Here is a 19,130-nt window from a genome sequence, read left to right as displayed (position 1 = left end):
ACCGCACTACTTGGTCAGTTCCTTGGTAACTTTAGTTATCTCTGCCACGGCCTTGCGCGCAAAATCGACCGTCATCTGGTCGTTCATCTCGCTGCAGGAACGGAGCGTGATTTCGGTGTGCTTGCAGATGGGCTTGTACGCACGCGGGTCGCCGGAACAGCCCGCCACTATACCCGACGACATCACGCCTACGCGCACATCGGTTTTCTTCTTGACTTCGCCCGTCTTGAAGTCGAGAATCTGGATAAAGCCAGAGGTCGAGGCCTTCTTCGTGAGCGAGTCGGTAATGATTGTGGCATACACGTTGGCATAGTCATTCACGTCGTAACAACGGCGCTTGCCGTTCTTGAGAATATCGCACTGCTGGTGGCTGCCGACCTTCACTCGGGCGGCATTTTCCTTCTCTTCGCGGTCGCGTTCCACCGCACTTTCGTCGTCGGAACACACGTGCTTCTCGATGGAACCAGCGATGAGGAATTCCGCAGTACGGAGATTGCCCATCATCTCATCGCCCTCGCCTTCCTTGAAATCGCCCGAAGATGCAAGCGTCTGCTCCTCGAGAATGCGGTCCAGGTCGGCGCGCGTTAGGAACTGCAGGAATTCGGAGGCTTCCTTGTTCTTCTGGAGTTCGGCAATCAGGGCGGCATCCATGCGGCCACTGTAGTCGTTGTTGAACGGGTCAACCGCCACGCGCACCGTACCGCGCTTCTTGCAGTCCGCATAGAGTTGCTTGGAATCTTCGTAGTCAGCATGGTAGGTGAACGCCTTGCGGAAATGGACCGCTGCAGCCTGTTGGGCAGCCTTGCCTCGCCCGTTCATCTTTTCGAGACCTGCGGCATAGTGCGATGCGGCAGCACTGTCGCGCGCGACCTTGATATCTTCGGGGTCAACTTCCACGCTCAGTTTAATCTTGTCGTTACGGCGGGCAATAAGCTTCAGCTGCTTCGCGTAATCGGCCTTCTGCTCTTCCATAAACACGATCTTGTCCCAGCGCTTGGGGTTCGGGTCGTCGCGCTTCTTGAACATCGCAATCGTATCGTTCTTTGCGGCAATCACGTCGTCGAACGTCTTGTTCAAAAACTCGATGGCGGGCTTGTAGTCGGGCTTGATTTTCAGGGCCTCGAGAGCCTCGGCAATAGCCTTGTCGTCCTTGCCGTCATTGTACGCCTTCTGCGCGCGGTTAAAGGCATCCACGTGCGGGCCAGAAGAGGCGCACGACATAAATACAAATGCAGCGGAAGCGATTGCGGAAAGCCAAATCTTCTTCATTATTCAAAAACTCCTTTGCAAGTCAGGCTCGCTCGCCTACTTCAAGAATTCAAAAACGACCTTACCGTCGATATCATGCGGACCGTCGAAGGACTTCTCGTCGAAGCCGGGCTTGTCGCCAATCGCCTCGAGAATCGCCGTGCCGAGATCGCCCTTAGACCCCTTGAACGTCACGGAGTAGGTCACCACATCCTTTGCGGGCTGGGTCTGCGAATTTATAGTAACGACGCCCTTGAGCGCCTTCTCGAACGGAATCTTCTGGCTGCGGGCGGACTTCATCTTGCGGAGTTCCACCACAAACTGCGAGCCGTTGTCGGCCGCATTGATCCAAGCTTCCATCACCTGTTCCGAAAGCGTGCGGGCAGCAATGACGGCAGCCTTGTTAATGCCGCCATTGCGGGCGACTTCCTTGCTGGTAGCGACAGTGTGCACGCCGTTCGAGAACGCGGCAATCACCTCGCCCGAATTCACGTCAATCACCTCGACCCCAATCTGGAGCGAAGCCTTAATCTTGTTGCCCTTCACCTTCGTGTAGCTAGTCACCGCGACTTCACCGCGGGCAACGAAGTTCACGCCTTCCTTCTCGGCATACTTCTTGACGGCGGCACGGTCAGAAGGGTTAACGCCGGTCTTTGCGAGCGAGGGGGCCAGGGCAATATTGCGTGCCATGTCGGAAGACTTCACGTTGAACTGCTGCTTCACGAACTGCTGCTGGAACTTGTCGACAATCTGGGCGTCGGGAATCTTTGTCCAGATATCCTCGCTGTAGGTCGCCTCGGTCGTTACTGCAACCGTCTTCGCACGAGCCTTGGTGGACTTACCCGATTCATCTTCGGCAGAACTTTCCGAAACGGTTTCCTCGCTTTCGGAATGAGTCAGTTCGGTGGTGACTTCAGCGCCCTTCTTTTCCCACGTGGTGAGCACGAAGGCGATGGAGGGGCGGGCCTTCTGTACGGCACCGTAACCATTACCGGTCAGGTCGTAGGCAAACCCGAAGGAAGCCAAAGCAAAAATGGCGAAAAACGCCAGGGCAAAAACGGATATCTTTTTCACAGATAAACCTCGCAATAAAAGAATTCTACTCGACTTAATTTAACTTTTAGAGGGGGGCAAGTCAATAGGGAAATGCGACACAAGTGTCTTCGTGGGCACCTTACGGTGCTAAAAAAATATATCCCCGCCACAGGCGGGGATAAAAGATTGTCTTTATGACACCTATTAGCGGTTAATGACGCGCACCTTCTTGAAGCCCTGGATATCCTTCACCATGTAGATGCCGGACTTCTGGAACTTGGCGGCGATAGCCTCGTTAACGCTCGTGCCAGCGGAGATTTCCACCTTGCCGAGGGACTTGCCCTGCATGTCGAACACCTGCACGGTACGGGCAACGTCGTTCATGCGGACGGTCTGGGCAATCGCGGTCGTACCAGGATCACCACCTTCGGAACCCGGTTCAGCATTGGTGAAGACCAGTTTGACGTCACTAATCTTGACTGTACCTGTAGCTTGTCCCAAATTGATGGCAAACTGAGCGGCATCATCAGAATCTTCTTCCATAGCAAAGATAAATGTGTATTCCTGTTCCGTAGTGGTGATGTCAAATTCCTTAGTGGCGTATGCACCCCAGGGGTCTACGGATTGTTGGAAATTAACTTCAATCTTGCGATCTACATCAGCGCTAGCCTTAAAGGACAACTTGTACTTCATGCCCTTATCAAGAGCCAGATTGTACTGAACAAGCTGCGGCTGGTAACTTTCTGTACCAATAGTGGTAACGTCAACCGTAGCCGTGCCACCAGAAACAGAAGTCTTTGCAGCAGAGTTACCCCAGTTTGTACCCTGACCCAAGAACCAGGATGCATCTTGGTTTGTAGAAATCACGCTGCTGCTCGGGAAATCACCATCCTTAAGAAGGTTCACTGTGGTTTCGCCGACCAATTCAAACTTGGCGACCACAGACTTTTCCTTGTCCATGGTTACAGAAATGGTTTCGGTAGAGCCGGTAGCATCACCTTCCCAACCCACAAACTTCCAGCCATCGTTGGCTTTGGCGGTGAGCTGAACAGCTGTTTTCGGAGCATAATAGTTAGCGCTGGGGCTCTTTGTCACAGTACCTGCAGCGGCCGGAGATGCAGTTACATTGAGGGCAAGTTCATCGGCACTGCCACCGATTTTCAGCAGGTTCTTCTTAACTTTAGCATAACCTTTTGCAGTGCCCGTATTTCCGGTGTAGGATTCAATTTTCATGGAAGCAACTTCATACAGTCTACCCATCTTCATACCCGCATCAGCCCATGCTTTGAAGTGCTTGGAAATAGAAATGGTACCCTTGGTGCGATGCTGGCTCGTATTCGACGGGATGGACCAATACTGCTTAAAGGTGCTGGTACCCGAAAGAGAAGGTTGCTGAACACGGTCGGTAGTATAGAAATCGTAGCTAATACCATCGATAACTGCAGAACCAAACTTTTTACCGCCTGAGGTAGGATTGTAGCTTCCGCGATCCTGGACAATGTAGTATTCAATTTCATTGCTAAAACCACTGGGAATGTCAGCCTGGTCGTAATAGCCCCAGCCATAGACACTGACATACTTCACGTTGTCGGAGGAGCTCCATTCCACATCAAATTCGGAGGTAATATTACCCACATTCTGTACGGTAACATTGGAGTTAGACCCCCAACGCTTTCCGGTACGGGCCAACATGTTGATAGTACCCTGCCATTCAACTTCGAAAGCACCACCATTTTCCTCGCTTACGTTAAGCTTCATAGTTGCGGTACCGGCACCATTCTGGCTCCAGAGTTCGTAATCATAGCCACCAGCGGTACCCATTTTCTGGGATGTACCACCAGAGCAGGTAACGGTCTGTCCCCAGGAAATGGATGACGAAATTGCGGCTATGGCAATCCCCATCTTGATAATTTTATTAAAGCTCCTATTCATTTTCTAACTCCTGAATGTTTAGGTTTCTACCCTAAAGATATATCTGTACACCCCAAACTGGAATACAATCAATAAAAAGGCGTTGTTGCAAAAAACAACGCGCAACGAGCAAAAAATTGCCGTTTTTAGCGAAAATTCCCCACTTTCGCAGGGAATTTCGTTCAGGAGTATCTGAAGATTAAGCGATTTTTACGGAGTCACCTTCACGCGGAGGAATGTCTTGCCCTGCTTCACGAGGTAGATGCCCGTATTCTTGAACTTCGCCTTGATGGCAGATGCAACCGTAGAACCGGCCGGCACATCGATTGCGCCAAGAGAGCGGCCCTGCATGTCGAACACCATGAACTGGCCATCCATAGTCGCGAGAGCCTGGGTCATGAACGGGAGAGCATCCGTAGCGCTACTGCTGCGGCCCCAGTTCCACCCGCCACGGCTAGAGCTGGATTTAACACTGCCGCTGGAGCTGGACTTGGCCACGTTGGAGCTAGATTCCGGTTCCGGCTGCGGGAGCGGATGCTTGGCGTCGGTCATCTTGAAGTAGGTCACGTCGAACGAACCCGTTCCACCACCCGCTTCTACGAGTACCTTGGCTTCGTACATCTTGCCCATCTTCATGCCGAGGGATTCCCACTTCTTGAAGTGAGCCGTGATGTCGATATGGCCACACTGACGGGCACTCTTACGCACGCTGAAGTACTGCGGGAAGGTCTGGTCGCCCTTGATAGAGGGGGCGTTGTAGCGGGTATTCTGGTAAATTTCGTAGGTATCGCCGTCAACCGTGAATTCACCCTTTCTCTGGCCGAGGAGGTTTGCGCCCGGCTTGTTGAACCAGTCGTCCACGATGTAGTATTCTACGAGCGGGTCAACTGTCCAGCCGTAGATACCGATGTAGTTGTAACCGCCTGCGCTGCCCTGGTGGCTCCACTTGTAGTAAGCATCGATGGGGCCAACCTGATCGTAAGTCTTGTCCTCGTTGTACTTGAAGCCTACGCGGGCAAGGAAATCGTTTGTGCCGCTCCATTTGGCGGTGTAGGTTCCGTTGTCGTAGTAGGTCATGGAGTTGTTGCCACCCTGGTACCAGATTTCGTAATGGTAACCGGTGGAGCCGATATTGCCCGTAGAGCTTGAGTTATTGCGGCCATTGTCCGTCTTGCTCTGGCCTTCATGGCCCATAGCGTCCTTGCAGGCGTCGATGGTGCCCGAAACTGCAGTTCCACCCTTAGAAGAGCTAGACTTTGCCACAGATGAGCTGGACTTCGGCGCAGAACCGCTAGAAGTCGGCGACGACGTGGCATTGTCGACCATATTGAAGTAAGTGTAGTCCACGGAACCCGTAGCATTGCCACCCGCTTCGGTCATGAGCATCACTTCGGTCACGTTACCGAACTTGAGCGAAGCAGATCCACCGCCCTTCGAACCGCGGAGTTGCTTCTGCTGGCCGGTGAAGAGTTCATCCCACTTCTTGAAGTGGGCAGAAATGTCGATATGGCCACACTGACGCGGAGTCTCGCGAATGCTGAAGAACTGCACAAACGTAGAAGTGCCCGACTTGGAGGGTTCCTGCTGGCGGAGGAACGCGTGGATGGAGTACTTGGCGCCATCCACCGTGATTTCGCCGAACTTTTCACCCACATACTGTTCGCTCGGCTTACTGAACCAGTCGTCCACGATGTAGTATTCCGTTTCCGGGTTCTTGGTCCAGCCGTAAACGCCGATGTAACCGTACTGGGCGTTACCTGTCTTGGTGTACTTGTAATCGACTGCAAAGTTCTTTGTTTTGTGGCTGATGCCGTTGCCGTTGTACTGGTAGCCCACGCGAGTCAGGTAGTCGCTAGAACCACTCCAGTTGGCCTTGAACGTACCATTGCTGTAGTAGGTCATCGAGGCGTTGCCACCCTGATACCACTGTTCGTAGCCCCAAGGGGTCCCATTGATAGACCCCACCCTGTTGCCGCTCACTTGTGAGCCGTTTCCTGTATGACCCATGTTGTCGTTGCAGGCATCAGCAGCGAAAGCCGATACCGCTAACCCCAGCGTCATGGCAAGGCCGATACCGGCCAAAGAACATTTCTTCATGATTACTCCTATAAAGAATCGATGCGATCCCTTATCTGTAATTTATATTGAAAACGTTCTTTTCTTTTACACAAGATATACAAAGCGTTGTTGTAAATTTCAACGCCGAATTTGTCAAAATTCCGCCAGTTTTTGTAAACTTATTTCACGACAAAAGGCGCCCGGAGGCGCCTTTGTTAATATATGTTATATGTATTGCCGGAGCTATTCTTCGGCGGGAGCTTCCGGAGCGGCATCGGCGGGGTCGACCTTCTCGACGGAATCGTCATCGACTTCCACGCCCTGCACTTGGTCGAAGGTTTCCTTCGCCTCGGCGCTATCCTGCTCGATGTCTTCCACGCTCGGGAGCGCGGTGGCGTCTTGCACCATGTCGCCGTCACGCAGGCTAATCGCCTTCACGCCCTGGGCATTGCGGCCCGTAAGGCGGATGGAATCGGCCTTGATGCGGATAACCTGGCCTTCCTTACTCGTGATAATCAGGTCGTAATCGTCGGCAACGCTATCCACGAATACGGCCGGGCCAATCTTGTCGGTAACGTTGAGGTTCTTCACGCCCTTGCTTCCGCGCTTGGTAACGCGGTAGGTGCCCGGTTCACTGCGCTTGCCGTAGCCCTTTTCGGTAATGGTAAGCACCTTGTTGCCTTCCTTGAGCCACAGGAGCGAAATCACCTCGTCGCCTTCGGCAAGCTTGATACCGCGAACACCGTGAGTGCCTCGGCCCATCGGGCGGAAGCACGTAATCGGGAACGTGACAGCCTGGCCGTTGCGGGTCGCAAGCATCAGCAGGTCCTTCGGAATCGGGCGGCCTTCGAGATCGTCGGCATCATCCGCTTCAGGAACCTCTGTCTCAGGCCCTTCGGCAAGCTCAGTGGCCTGATCGTCGCCCGCACTGAGCGAGGCCTTGTATTCCTCTTCGCTCATGCCCACGAGCTGCACCTTCACGAGTTCGTCACCCTCGTCGAGGGTAATGGCGTTCACGCCGGCCTTGCGCGGGCGGCTGAACAGCGTAAGGTCCATCTTGTTGATGATACCCTTCTTGGTCGCAAACACGAGGCAGAAGAACCCGCCGAACTTGCGCACGGGCACAATCGCCTGAACCTTTTCGCCTTCGGTGAGGCCCACGAAGTTCACAATCGGGCGGCCCTTGCCGTTACGCGTGCCTTCGGGCAGGCGGTAGACCTTCGTCCAGTAGGCACGGCCCTTGTTGGTAAACACGAGCAGGTAACTGTGCGTGCTTGCCGTAAAGATCTGGTCCACGTCGTCTTCTTCCTTGAGGCCGGCACCGATAATGCCCTTGCCGCCACGGCTCTGGGTCTTGAAGGTGTCAATCGGGAGGCGCTTGATGTAGCCTTCCTTGCTCAAGGTAATTACCTGTTCCTCTTCGGCAATCAGGTCTTCGTAGTCGCTGTCGTCGACGGATTCGCCGATGGTGGTGCGGCGTTCGTCACCGAACTTGTCCACTACTTCGTCAAGGCGCTTGAGGATAATCGCAATGCGGCGTTCGCGCTTGGCGAGGATATCTTCGAGGTCGGCAACCGTCGCGATGAGCTCGTTGTATTCCGCTTCCAGTTTTTCGAGGTTGAGGCCCGTCAACTGGGCAAGTCGCATGTCGACAATCGCCTGAGACTGGATTTCGTCGAGACTGAAGCGTTCCTGCAAGTTCTGCTTCGCGATTTCGGTCGTCTTGCTCGACTTGATAATCTGCACGACCTCGTCGATGTTCTGGGTCGCAATGCGCAGGCCTTCGATAATGTGCAGGCGGGCCTTCGCCTTCTTCAGGTCGAACTGCGTAGCGCGAGTCACCACGTCCATACGGTGGTCAATGTAAATCTGAACCAAGTCCTTGAGGGTCAACAACTTAGGCAAGTTATTCACGAGGGCCAGGTTGTAGATGCTGAAGGTGGTCTGCAACTGCGTGTACTTGAACAGGTTGTTGAGGACAACCTCGCCCACCGCATCGCGCCTGAGTTCAATCACGATGCGAACATCCTTCGCAGATTCGTCGCGGATATCGGTGATGCCGTCCACGCGCTTTTCGCGAACAAGGTCCGCAATTTTTTTGCAGAGTTCGGACTTGTTCACCATGTACGGGATTTCCGTCACGATGATGCGCGGTTTGCCCTTCGAATCAATCTCGATGTCGGTGCGGGCGCGCACACGCACGCGGCCGTGACCCGTGAGGTAGGCATCGCGGATACCTGCACGCCCGCAAATGATTGCACCCGTCGGGAAGTCCGGACCGGAAACGTACTGCAAGAGTTCTTCGCCCGTAATTTCCGGGTTTTCTGCCACCGCGTGGATAGCGTTCGCGATTTCGCGCAGGTTGTGCGGAGCCATCGAGGTAGCCATACCCACGGCGATACCCGTAGTACCGTTCACGAGCATGTTCGGGAGCACGGACGGGAGCACCAGCGGTTCGTCGAGAGTCTCGTCGAAGTTCGGGCCCATGTCCACGGTGTCCTTCTCGAGGTCTTCGAGCATCAGGGCGCCCATGTTGTTCATCTTCGCTTCGGTGTAACGCATTGCGGCGGCACCGTCGCCGTCGATGTTACCGAAGTTACCCTGACCGAACACCAGCGGGTAACGCAGCGAGAAATCCTGCGCCATGCGGACGAGAGTCTCGTAAACAGCGGAGTCGCCATGCGGGTGGTACTTACCAATCACGTCGCCCACGATACGCGCGCTCTTCACCGTCGGCTTGTTGGGCACCACGCCCAGCTTGTGCATACTGAACATCACGCGACGGTGCACCGGCTTGAAGCCGTCTCGTGCGTCCGGGAGCGCACGCGCCACAATGACGCTCATGGAGTAGCGGAGATAGCAATCCTGCATGTCCTTTTCGATAAGGCTCTTGAACTGCGTTCCTGGTACCAATTCTTCTGACATTCGTTATCCTCTTGGTGATTAGCCGTTTCCGGCCAACATCTCGTTTATCTTTTTCAAACTTTCTTCGTCGGTCTGGTCGATGCGGTGCGGCGTAACCGTCGCGTAGCCCTTGTGGAGCAGGTAATCGTCCGTATAGTCGGGTTGCCTGTCCCAGAGTTTTTCGCCATCGAGCTGCCACAGGCGGCCTTCGTTCGTGTAGTGGTCCGTAAACATGCCGCACGCCATACATGCAGGCCTAACGCCCTTGAATCCGTCAACATGCGCCTTCGGGAAGTTCACGTTCCAGAACACGCCCGCGGGGATATTCCTGAACATTCCCTCGCGCACGACCCGCACGGCAAAATCAATCGATTCCTGCAAAAGCGCATCGCCGCCATGCAGCGAGAGGGCTATTCCCGGAACACTCCAGAGGGCAGCCTCGCGCGCTCCGGCGACCGTGCCCGAATAAAGCGCGGACACGCCCGAATTCTCGCCGATGTTTACGCCCGAGAAGCACACGTCGAACTTACCCGGACCGGCCCCCTCGGTTTGTTCCAGGCCAAAAGCGGCATAGTGCCCGAGGGCAAACTTCACGCAATCGGCAGGGGTCCCGTCGACCGAAAACACCCTATAATCGCCCGCAGAATGACATTCCCCGATACAGAGCGGGCGACGCAACGTAAATGCGTGAGAAACGCCGCTCTGTTCCGTTTGCGGGGCAAACACGAAAACCTCCCCACAGGGAGCAAGAGCACGCGCCAAAGCGTGCATATTCGCGCTATTCACCCCATCGTCGTTCGTGATGAGGATACGCGGTTTTCGAGGGCTTTGCATACAGCCCGAAATATAGAAAAATCCCCAAAATTTTAAGGAAAAAAACAGATTTTCAAGACCCATTTTCGGGGCTATTTTCCAGGCTATTTTCGGGTAGCTCGGAACAGCGAATCCAGGCGTTCCGAAAGCTGCTTTGCGCCCTCACGACCGAGATGGTCGGTATTGAACGCCATGCTCGATTTGTAGTCGTGATTACCCATCTTGTTTTCATCCAAGAACAGCACGTCCAGCGCCTTCGCGCGCTCCAGAAGTTCCTGCGCTACCGAGCGGCGCACCCCATAAACACCGTACGCGCCCGTTTTCGCATAACGCGGATTTTGCGGTGTCACGAGCAGCACGACTTCTATACCACGGGCACGAGCCTCCCCTACCAGTTTTTCGAGCGTAGCCATGTTGTTTACGACAGCGGGCAAATCCAGGCGGAACAGTGTAGAATCGTTCGATACCGAAGGTTCACCCCAGCCACCCGAGGGCAACAGGAATTCATCGAAACTGTAGGGCAGCATCTGGCCGGGCCTCGCCTTATACGATTTTTCAACAAGCGTTTCAAAGCCCTTCGGGAGCGAATCCACCCAGAAACCGTGAGATTCGTCGTACCTGAGCCCCGGGGAATTCTCGTAAATCGAGTTCCACGACGAATTCTCGGTTACCCACATGAAATCTGGCGAGAATTCAAGTACCAGGAACCGGAGCTTTGGCAAATGGCTGAACACGTAATGCTCCGTCAGGAATTCCATTCCGAAAATGTCACCCGAGGAGTACGCCATGTTCAGGAGCTTTTCCGACTGCACGTAAGAAGCGTTCACGCCGAACATCGCCCTCGAGGACCCGAGCACCACTGCCGTAACGCTATCGCGGGATTTCCAGAAATATTCCATCTTTACGCGCAATTCCAGCCCGTAGAATTCCATCTGCGGCGTGAAATAAACTCCCGCGCTATCGATATCCAAATCGGGATTGACGACCGCACGATCATACGCATTGACCCATACGGCGGGGTGCCAGAGTTCCTCGCCGCCCAACATTTCGAGCACATCGCCCGTGAATGCGTTCAAGGCAACCACCTTGCGATGCGCGCCATCGACATCCACCAGGGTCGCCACCACAAGGGAATCTGCACCGTATATCCATTCTGTATGGTCAAAAGTGTAGGGTGCAGGAGCCTTCGTAAAACGTTCCAGCGTTCCCGTACTATCGGCAAAAAGAATCACCTCGTGCGTCGCGTAGTCTTCCCCTACAAACTTGCGGCCCGTCGTTCCCGCAAAATCCAGGAAGAGGGTTCGTTTCGACTTATCGCGCGAAAGGCTTGCGTTGCACGCCTGTTCGCCGTTGTACCAGAGCGTATCATGCCCAGAAACGCGGGCGCGCAGGAGTCTCGCTCCGCTCACGGCAAGTTTTCCATCCCGGCTTATACCCCCGTGGTACGCGCCATCGAACAATTTCTCGGGTTCACCGAACTTCCCTTCCGAAAAACGAACTTGCCACGTGCTCGCCTGCCTAAACGCAGATTCATCCTTGTTGTTGCCTGCATCGGTCACGAAAACAACCACCGTATCGCCCGATTCAAGCACGCGCCATCGGGGAATCGCCGCATTTTCCACATCAAGCTTTACGAGCCCCGAACCTATAGAATCAAGCGTTCGTACATACACGCTTGACTTGCCCGATACACCTTCAAGCCCCGTGCAGAAAGCAACGCGGTTCCCGTCGGGCGATATATCCGGATGGTACACTTCTATAGAATCGTCAATTTCTACCACGCGCGGATTATCGCCCGAATAGTCCACGAAGGCGAGTTTTCCCGTTTCGTCATCGCGGAACGCGATTTTTACTTTATTCGTACCCAACTCATGACGCATATCCATCGAATTTGCCAAAATCGACACGATGATGCTTTTCTGCTGTCCATCCCTGTTCAGCCACATCGGACTCCTTATCGGGCCAAACGCTAGCCTAAACCCCACATACTCCGCCTTCGAAACAGACGTGACCGTGTAGATGTCGCCACGGGAATACAAATGCATCGATGCGGCAGAATTCCTGTAGCTTCCGCCCTTCACGACACGCTCGCCAAGCACACCACCATCAATCCCGCCGACATAATCCGCAACCGGTTCCTTACGGAACGGCACATACCAGTCGTTTACCCATTCCATCACGTTGCCCGCCATGTCACAGACCCCATTACCATCGATAAACGCGCTGCAGACCTCATGTGCACGGTAATCAGAATTGTCCGCATTCCAGCCCGAATCGGGCTTCCACCCCCCACTTGCCGCATACACCCATTCCGCTTCCGTGGGAAGGCGATACGCGCTTACCGCCGGCAGGAACACGAGCCCCTCCAGATTCACACACGAGCCCTCGTTATCGAACATGGCCCCGGTGTAGACATAGGCCGTATCGAACCCTTCGGCAACACTCCGGCGGTTGGCATACAGGACGGCATCGTAGTAGGTGACGTTTATCGCAGGGAGCGAGTCTCCGCAGTCCTTGCCCATTTCGGCGCAGGTAACCTCGTGCTTACCGATAAAGTAATCGTAATCAAACGACACCTGCATCGCAGGCCGCGCATGCGCAAGAGCGTTAGAGTCGTCCGTCCCCAGGGTAACGGATTCACCGAGAGCGTAAACCGGCACCATGCTGGCAAGGTCGAACGAATCCAGCAGGGACTTGCGGGCACCCCCTTCCCGCTCACCAGAAGCGCTTGCGGAATTCGAACACGCCCCAAGCACCGCGAACGCAGCAAACAGCAGAAAAACCAACACCCCTTTCATCGCAATCACTCCATCTGCCTTAGCACGTAATAGACACGCGATGTAAGAATCGCAGAACCCACGTAGTTGATGTGGTCGTAATCAAACCCTACTTCGAGCGGATAATCGTGATCGCCCATCTTGTTCTCGTCAAGGAACCTGAAATAGTCCTCGCGAGCATCGTATGCATGAATTTTTTCGAAGAATTCCTTCGCCTGGCTGCGTCTGAGCCCGTAGCGCCCGTAAGCACCCGTTTTCTTGTAGCAGGGGCATAGCGGGGCAGTCACACCCAAGACCTTCACGCCACGGTCCTTCGCCATGTTCACGAGGTTCACGAGCATTTCCAATTCCTGGTCAAGCGTTTTCGAAAGGTCGCTATCCGTGGTATCGTTCACGATTTCCGTCGACGACAAATCCTTGTCCCAGCCGTGTTCCCCGATAAGCTGAATCCACCCACGATAAGGGGCAGCATTGTTGTAATCGTTGTCCGCGCGGAAGTTGTTATCCACCATCTGTAGAAATTCATCGCTCACGCCCTCCTTCCAAAAACCGTGATAGGCATCGTAGGCAAAGCCGGGCACGTACTTGATATTGTTGTCGATATTCCATTCCGTATCTTCAATCCACCACATATCAGGGTCTATCCCGACCACAATGAATTTCAGGTTCGGGGAATGTGGCAACACATAGTTCGAGAACATGTAGTACGAAGCGTTCATGTCGCAGGGGACCGTTCCGAAATTGAACACGTAGTAATCTTCCATCTGCATGGGGTTCACGCCAAACAACATGCGGGAATTACCAAACACAACAACCTCAATGGAATCGTGGTTGTGCCAGAACATGTGCATCTTGCCGGCCAACACGTGATTTTCCTTGCCCTCCACAAAGTAGAGGCCGGCACTGTCCGGATTGAGCGACGACTCACCCGAAACGTCCATCGGCAAAGCCCAGAAGGCGGGGTGCCAGATTTCTTCGCCTTCAAGGAGAACGACTGACTTGCCACTGTACGAATCAACCATCGCGATACGGGCATGCCTGCCGTTTGCATCGGTAAGCGAGGCGACAAACATGTGGTTTGTCCCCTGCATCCATTCGGTATGGTCAAAGGCATAGCCCTCGGGAGCCATCACGTAGCGCACCAAGCGACCCGCACTATCCGCCACGAAGGCGACCTCGTGCGCACCGTAGGATTTCCCTACAAAGTCAGTACCCGTACGCGAGGCAAAATCCAGGAACAGCGTCTGTTTAGAATTGTCCTTACTGAGCGAAGCATTGCACGCCTGTTCGCCGTTGTACCAAACGGTATCGACCCCCGCCACGCGCGCACGCAATAATCTCGCACCACTTACCGCAAAGGAATTGCCATCGCTCACGCCTCCGTGATAAGCACCGCCGAATAATTTTTCGGGCGTGCCGAACTTTCCTTTCGAAAAGCGAACCTGCCACGTACTCGCCTGCTTAAATACAGATTCGTCCTTGTTGTTGCCCGCATCGGTTACGTAAACAATCACCGTATCCCCCGATTCAAGCACGCGCCATCGGGGAATCGCCGCATTTTCCACATCAAGCTTCACAAGCCCCGAGCCTATGGAATCCAGCGAACGCACATACACGCTAGACTTACCACGAACGCCTTCAAGGCCCGTGCAGAACGCCACCCAGTTTCCATCGGGTGAAATATCCGGATGGTAAACATTGAGCGTATCCTCAATCTCGGTCACCACGGAACCACCCTGAGTATAGTCCACAAACGCAAGGTTGCCCGTTTCGTCATTACGGAACGCGAGTTTCGCCTTGAACGTGCCCGCCCACCTGCGGATATCCATCGCCCCCGCAAGCACCGACACTACCGAATTCACCTGCTTGCCATCCTTGCCCAGCCACACCGGAGATTCGATTGCACCGAACGCAAGCCTGAACCCAACGTAATCGGACTGCGATGCCGACGTGACCGTGTAGATGTCACCTCGCGAATAACGGTTAATCGAGCCAACGGCGTTCCTGTAACTGCCACCTTTCACGACACGTTCCCCGAGAGTCCCGCCATCAGGGGCTCCAACGAAATTGTGGACTGTCGTATCGCGCAAGGGCGTAAACCAGTCGTTCACCCATTCCATCACGTTGCCTGCCATGTCACACAGGCTATCCTCGCCAACAAACGACGTGCACACGTTCTGCAGTTCAAAACCGGAATTGCCGTTGTGCCAGCCTTTCTCCGGATTCCAGTTGCGTTCCGCCGCATAGACCCACTCCGCCTCTGTCGGCAAGCGATACGCCATCACCGAAGGCGAAAACACCAGCCCGTCCAGATTCATGCACGAACCGAACGCGTCGAACGTAGCCCCGGTATAACTGTACGCAGTATCAAAGCCCTCCTCGATACTGCGCTTGTTGGCATAAAGCACCGCATCAAAATAGGTAACCCTCGTTGCAGGTAGAGAGTCCTCGCAGGGGCGGCCCATTTCGGCACAAGTAATCTCGTGGGTCCCGATAAAAAAGTCGTAATCAAAAACAACGCGCATCGAAGGGCGGTCCTTCAGCGACGCAGACGAATTGTCCGTCCCGATAGAAACCTTCTTCCCGAATGAACGGACGAGCGACATATCCTTGAGTTCAAAGGAATCGAGCGGAGAAATCCTGTTTTGTTCTTCGCGTTCCCATTCAGAAACGGAATTGGAACAGGAACACAAAAAGCAAAGACAAAAAACAACAAACGGAACTAAAAAACGCATACCCTAAAATATACAAAGAATAGGGGCAACAAAGCAGGCGGGAACACTCCCGGCATTCTCATTTTTTCTAGTTTATTCCCCGATGTATACGGAACCGAAATTCCTCGCGATGAAAGAGACTTCCAAGGCCAAGCGCATGGCGGAACTCCTGCGCGTCATCATCTTGCAACTGGGCGACGACGTGCCCCGCGCTAGGCGTGAATACGAGACATACGCTGGATGGATGAAACTCCCCGAAGCAGAATGCCTCACGGGCAAGAACCAGGCGCAGATGATTGACCTGTACAAGACATTCCGCACGCGGGCGGGCCTCGGGTTCGAACGCGATGTCTACCTGGAGCAGGAACCGGGGGACCGCGATGTCGCGAACGAAAAACCGATACAGTTTGCCGTGCTGGTACATAACCTGAGGAGCGCCTTCAACGTAGGTTCCATCATCAGGAGCACGGACTGCTTCGGGCTCGAAGGAGTCCACCTGAGCGGCTACAGCTGCGGGCCCGACCACGTGACCGTCAAGAGCGCTGCCCGCGGGTGCCAGGAATGGATCCCGATCAAGCGCTGGGACAGCCCCTTCGATTGCGTGAAGTGGCACAAGGAAAATGGCTACGAGATTATCGCGCTCGAAACCGGCGAAGATATCCCGAGCATAAACGATGTCAAGTGGCCCGAAAAAGGCCTGATTATCCTCGGGAACGAAGAACTGGGAATTGCCCCCGAGATTATGGCAGAGGCGACGATGAAGGTGACCATCCCGATGGCTGGCCGCAAGGCGAGCATGAACGTCGCCGGTGCGTTCGCCATTATGGCATTCTGCCTACGGAGCCGTTGCGGCAGGGGCTGACGATTTCTCGTTGTTCAACGCCTTCACCGCTTCGGTCAGACGGTCAATGGCCTGAATAAGTTCATCCATCTTGGCTTCGCTCACGCCACCCGCAACGGCGGCAGGCACATTTGCAACAGTTGCAGCGGCTTCGGCAGCGGGCTTCGGAGTTTCTTTAACAGGGAGTTTGCCGAACCAAATATCGGGCCAGCGGTCGTTACCCGTGTGGTAGGTAATGCGGGTCGCGGTTTCTACCGGTTCGCCAATCTTCCAAATGTAGAGTTCGTAGTCGAACATATCGTGGTCGTGGCCCTTGTCGGTAGCTCCCCACACGAGCCACTTACCATCGGGCGAAAGGCGCGGGAAGTATTCGTGACTGCGGCGGCCGGGCAAGTCCATCAACTTCACGTTCTTCGGTATGCCGAAGAAACCGACCTTCTCGATCTGCTTGCCGTCCTTGGCAGAGAACCACAAAATTTCGCTCGGGGCTGCAGTACCGCCGTTACCCGTCGGGTTCACGCGGTAAATCTTGCTTCCGTCGAAGTTCCAGTCAATCTGGCAACCGTCGCCGGACTTGGTCCACTGGGCCTTTTCCAGGTCCCACACACCCGTCTCACGCATGGAACCGCGAAGCGTAATCGCCAAATGCTTGCCATCGGGGCTCATGTTCGGTTCCTGCAGAATCACGCCAGACTTCTTGAAGGCGGCCTCGCCATCCAGAATCATCTTTTCAGCCTTGCTCGCGAGGTCCATCGTAAAGACTTTCCCTGCGCGGCTAAACACGATGGACTTGCCATCGGGCCTCCAGGTGCCCCACGTGGCATTGTCCACCACCTTGCGAGCATTTTCGCCGGAGATGTCGACCATCCACAGGTCCCACTTTTCGGGATAGTTCGCGTCGTTTTCGGGAACCCAGCCGCCCTTGCTGCGGTTAAACATCACCGTGGCGCCATCCGGAGAAATCCTCGGGAACCAGTCCACATTATCGCCCTGCGTCAAGGCACGCGGGTTCGTGCCGTCGGCATTCATAATCCAGATATCGTGATGCGAGTTTGCACGGCTCGTCGCCCAGACAATCGCCCCTTCGAGTTTTCCCTTCAAGGCATTGAGGGCTTTCTGCTCATCTGCAGTCGGGTCAACGGCAGCCCCTGTCGGGGCGCCCTGCTGGGCAAAAACAGAAGTTGCAGCAAATGCCGCACAGGCGCAAATCTTCACAATCTTATTCATGCCCTAAAAATACGAAAAAAAAAGCGCCCGCCTTTACGGCAAGCGCATTTTTTCTTTGGAATCGGCAAAATTCCTAAGCAAGTATCTACTCCAGGCGGATTTTTTTCATGTGCGAGCCATCCGCAGTCTGAACGCGCAGCACATATATGCCTGCAGGGATTCCCTTGAGGCTCATCTCCATACTGCCAGAAACATTCCCGTTCCAGAGAGTCTTTACCGCGGTTCCCGTTACGCTGAACATATCCACACGCACGTGGCCCACAGCATTCACATGCAATGTGCGGCCCTGCTGCGACATTCCTACCGCCGAGGGCAAGCGGGCCTCAGGAACAGCGACACTCCCGTCGGAACTGGAACTCAAATCCACGTTCATCTCGCTCGAACTGGAAGACTGCGGAGGTTCAGCGCTCGAGGAACTCTGCGGCGGCGGATTCGAGCCCGCCGTCATGAGGTTAGGCATGTTGCCCGAAACCAAGAGGCCGTTCAAGAGCTTGAGCGACTGGTTAAAGTAATTTTCGTCACCGAGCGCCACCGCTTCTTTCCAGTATTCGTCAAGTTTGGACTGGTACTTGGCATCCGAGATGAGAGCCGTCATCAAGGATGTCACGAACGTACTGTTGTGATCGTTGCCGAGACTGCCGGAAGAACGAAGTACAGGCCCCTTCATGTTCGATGCGGGAACAGTCGACACGAACTCAGCCATCTTCTTGTCTATTGCAAGAGCACGCTGGTCGCCATGCCAGCAGACAGCCTTCGCGTTACGCCACGGGGCGCGCGATGCATCGTAGCTGTAGTAATCGTCTTCACTCTTGCCGTTCTTGTCAGTCCAGTCGTCCACAAGGCCCGTATTCACTTCGCCCGAACTCGCCTCGTAAAGCTTCATGTTGGCGTCGTAGGCGGTCTTGCTCCAGAACTCGGCGTTTTCCGTATCAACGGCGGCGAAAAGCGGCATGTAGGCCGGGTCGAAGTAACCCGGGTTCTTGCGGTTTAAGGCGGCATCGCCCCACTTGTCTCCAGGCATATGCAAGCCGTTGCTTTCGAATTCGGACTTTTTCATGGCCTGAATCAGTTTCTTGGCGTCTTCCTTGTACTTCTCGTCGCCAAACTGGTAGTATGCCATCACCAAGGCTGCTGCGGCATCGATATCGCCATCCAGAGCGGCACCGTTGCCCGCATCCCACGATTCCGAAAGATTACCGATTTTCCAAATCATGAGTCCGTTTTCGTTCTGGAACTTCTTATAGAAATTCCAAATCTTGTCGAACTGGCTCTGGTAACTCGTAGTATTGTCACTGAAATAGACCATCAGGAGCATGCCGTAGCCGACACCTTCCGAAAAATACTGGTTGGACCCAGGATCAGAACGCACACCGGCGATATCGCCCTGTTCGTTGTACATGTCCCTCATCCAGGCAGCGAACTGCGTTTTCAGCTGTTCCGAGGCGGCCGCCTTATCGACTCAAAAGAGTCGCGTTTCCGCCATAATCCGACATCTGCGGGAACGGGAAGTTCACCGCCGCCTGCGAAAGTCCAAAAGCCATAAGGCCCGCGAGGCCCATTTTCACCAAACAATTCATAAACACTCCTTGTCGTTACGCGACT

Annotated in this window: 12 protein-coding genes; 1 reads left to right on the top strand and 11 read right to left on the bottom strand. The window is 54.5% G+C overall.

Annotation, left to right across the window (positions count from 1 at the left end; translation table 11 throughout):
* Positions 1–6 precede the first annotated feature (6 nt).
* The 8 genes from CRO08_RS03660 to CRO08_RS03625 all read right to left on the bottom strand — a co-directional run bounded on the left by CRO08_RS03660 (position 7) and on the right by CRO08_RS03625 (position 15,481).
* A complete protein-coding gene (locus CRO08_RS03660; RefSeq protein ID WP_097035094.1) occupies positions 7–1,269 on the bottom strand; it encodes a CsgG/HfaB family protein in 1,263 nt (420 codons plus the stop codon).
* 36 nt (positions 1,270–1,305) lie between these two features.
* The gene (locus tag CRO08_RS03655) at positions 1,306–2,322 is read right to left on the bottom strand and encodes a hypothetical protein (protein ID WP_097035093.1); all 1,017 of its coding nucleotides are present in this window, start codon (positions 2,320–2,322) and stop codon (positions 1,306–1,308) included.
* 165 nt (positions 2,323–2,487) lie between these two features.
* Positions 2,488–4,104, bottom strand: coding sequence for a glycoside hydrolase family 11 protein (locus tag CRO08_RS03650; RefSeq protein WP_255252287.1), 1,617 nt, complete (start codon positions 4,102–4,104; stop codon positions 2,488–2,490).
* 300 nt (positions 4,105–4,404) lie between these two features.
* A complete protein-coding gene (locus CRO08_RS03645; RefSeq protein WP_097035091.1) occupies positions 4,405–6,291 on the bottom strand; it encodes a glycoside hydrolase family 11 protein in 1,887 nt (628 codons plus the stop codon).
* Positions 6,292–6,495: 204 nt separating this feature from the next.
* On the bottom strand, positions 6,496–9,177 hold the full coding sequence (gyrA, locus tag CRO08_RS03640) for a DNA gyrase subunit A (RefSeq protein WP_097035090.1): 2,682 nt from the start codon (positions 9,175–9,177) through the stop codon (positions 6,496–6,498).
* Positions 9,178–9,195: 18 nt separating this feature from the next.
* The gene (surE, locus tag CRO08_RS03635) at positions 9,196–9,990 is read right to left on the bottom strand and encodes a 5'/3'-nucleotidase SurE (RefSeq protein ID WP_097035089.1); all 795 of its coding nucleotides are present in this window, start codon (positions 9,988–9,990) and stop codon (positions 9,196–9,198) included.
* Positions 9,991–10,073: 83 nt separating this feature from the next.
* Positions 10,074–12,767: a TIGR02171 family protein gene (locus tag CRO08_RS03630; RefSeq protein WP_097035088.1), complete on the bottom strand. Its 2,694-nt coding sequence runs from the start codon at positions 12,765–12,767 to the stop codon at positions 10,074–10,076.
* Positions 12,768–12,772: 5 nt separating this feature from the next.
* Complete coding sequence (locus tag CRO08_RS03625; RefSeq protein WP_097035087.1) at positions 12,773–15,481, bottom strand: TIGR02171 family protein; 2,709 nt, start codon at positions 15,479–15,481, stop codon at positions 12,773–12,775.
* Between the two features lie 109 nt (positions 15,482–15,590).
* Here CRO08_RS03625 and CRO08_RS03620 point away from each other — a divergent pair, with 109 nt between their 5' ends.
* Complete coding sequence (locus tag CRO08_RS03620) at positions 15,591–16,322, top strand: TrmH family RNA methyltransferase (protein WP_255252229.1); 732 nt, start codon at positions 15,591–15,593, stop codon at positions 16,320–16,322.
* Here the strand turns inward: CRO08_RS03620 and CRO08_RS03615 are convergent.
* The 3 genes from CRO08_RS03615 to CRO08_RS17265 form a co-directional block, all read right to left on the bottom strand.
* Positions 16,296–17,528: a PD40 domain-containing protein gene (locus CRO08_RS03615; RefSeq protein WP_097035085.1), complete on the bottom strand. Its 1,233-nt coding sequence runs from the start codon at positions 17,526–17,528 to the stop codon at positions 16,296–16,298. The genes CRO08_RS03620 and CRO08_RS03615 overlap by 27 nt on opposite strands.
* A gap of 85 nt (positions 17,529–17,613) precedes the next feature.
* Positions 17,614–18,927 carry a glycosyl hydrolase family 8 gene (locus CRO08_RS03610; protein ID WP_255252228.1) on the bottom strand — a complete coding sequence of 438 codons (1,314 nt, stop codon included), beginning with the start codon at positions 18,925–18,927 and terminating at the stop codon, positions 17,614–17,616.
* 52 nt (positions 18,928–18,979) lie between these two features.
* A complete protein-coding gene (locus CRO08_RS17265; protein WP_255252227.1) occupies positions 18,980–19,105 on the bottom strand; it encodes a hypothetical protein in 126 nt (41 codons plus the stop codon).
* Between the last annotated feature and the right edge of the window lie 25 nt (positions 19,106–19,130).

Source organism: Fibrobacter sp. UWT3 (genome assembly GCF_900230125.1).
Lineage (GTDB): Bacteria > Fibrobacterota > Fibrobacteria > Fibrobacterales > Fibrobacteraceae > Fibrobacter.
The sequence above is the reverse complement of the archived record's forward strand: the minus strand, read 5'-3'. Positions and strand labels throughout refer to the sequence as shown.

Coding starts and splice junctions, on each gene's coding strand:
- CRO08_RS03645 (WP_097035091.1), bottom strand. CDS start 6,291: ATGAAGAAATGTTCTTTGGCCGGTATCGGCCTTGCCATGACGCTGGGG.
- CRO08_RS03650 (WP_255252287.1), bottom strand. CDS start 4,104: ATGGGTACCGCTGGTGGCTATGATTACGAACTCTGGAGCCAGAATGGT.
- gyrA (WP_097035090.1), bottom strand. CDS start 9,177: ATGTCAGAAGAATTGGTACCAGGAACGCAGTTCAAGAGCCTTATCGAA.
- CRO08_RS03625 (WP_097035087.1), bottom strand. CDS start 15,481: ATGCGTTTTTTAGTTCCGTTTGTTGTTTTTTGTCTTTGCTTTTTGTGT.
- CRO08_RS03615 (WP_097035085.1), bottom strand. CDS start 17,528: ATGAATAAGATTGTGAAGATTTGCGCCTGTGCGGCATTTGCTGCAACT.
- CRO08_RS03660 (WP_097035094.1), bottom strand. CDS start 1,269: ATGAAGAAGATTTGGCTTTCCGCAATCGCTTCCGCTGCATTTGTATTT.
- CRO08_RS17265 (WP_255252227.1), bottom strand. CDS start 19,105: ATGAATTGTTTGGTGAAAATGGGCCTCGCGGGCCTTATGGCTTTTGGA.
- CRO08_RS03610 (WP_255252228.1), bottom strand. CDS start 18,927: ATGTACAACGAACAGGGCGATATCGCCGGTGTGCGTTCTGATCCTGGG.
- CRO08_RS03630 (WP_097035088.1), bottom strand. CDS start 12,767: ATGAAAGGGGTGTTGGTTTTTCTGCTGTTTGCTGCGTTCGCGGTGCTT.
- CRO08_RS03620 (WP_255252229.1), top strand. CDS start 15,591: ATGAAAGAGACTTCCAAGGCCAAGCGCATGGCGGAACTCCTGCGCGTC.
- surE (WP_097035089.1), bottom strand. CDS start 9,990: ATGCAAAGCCCTCGAAAACCGCGTATCCTCATCACGAACGACGATGGG.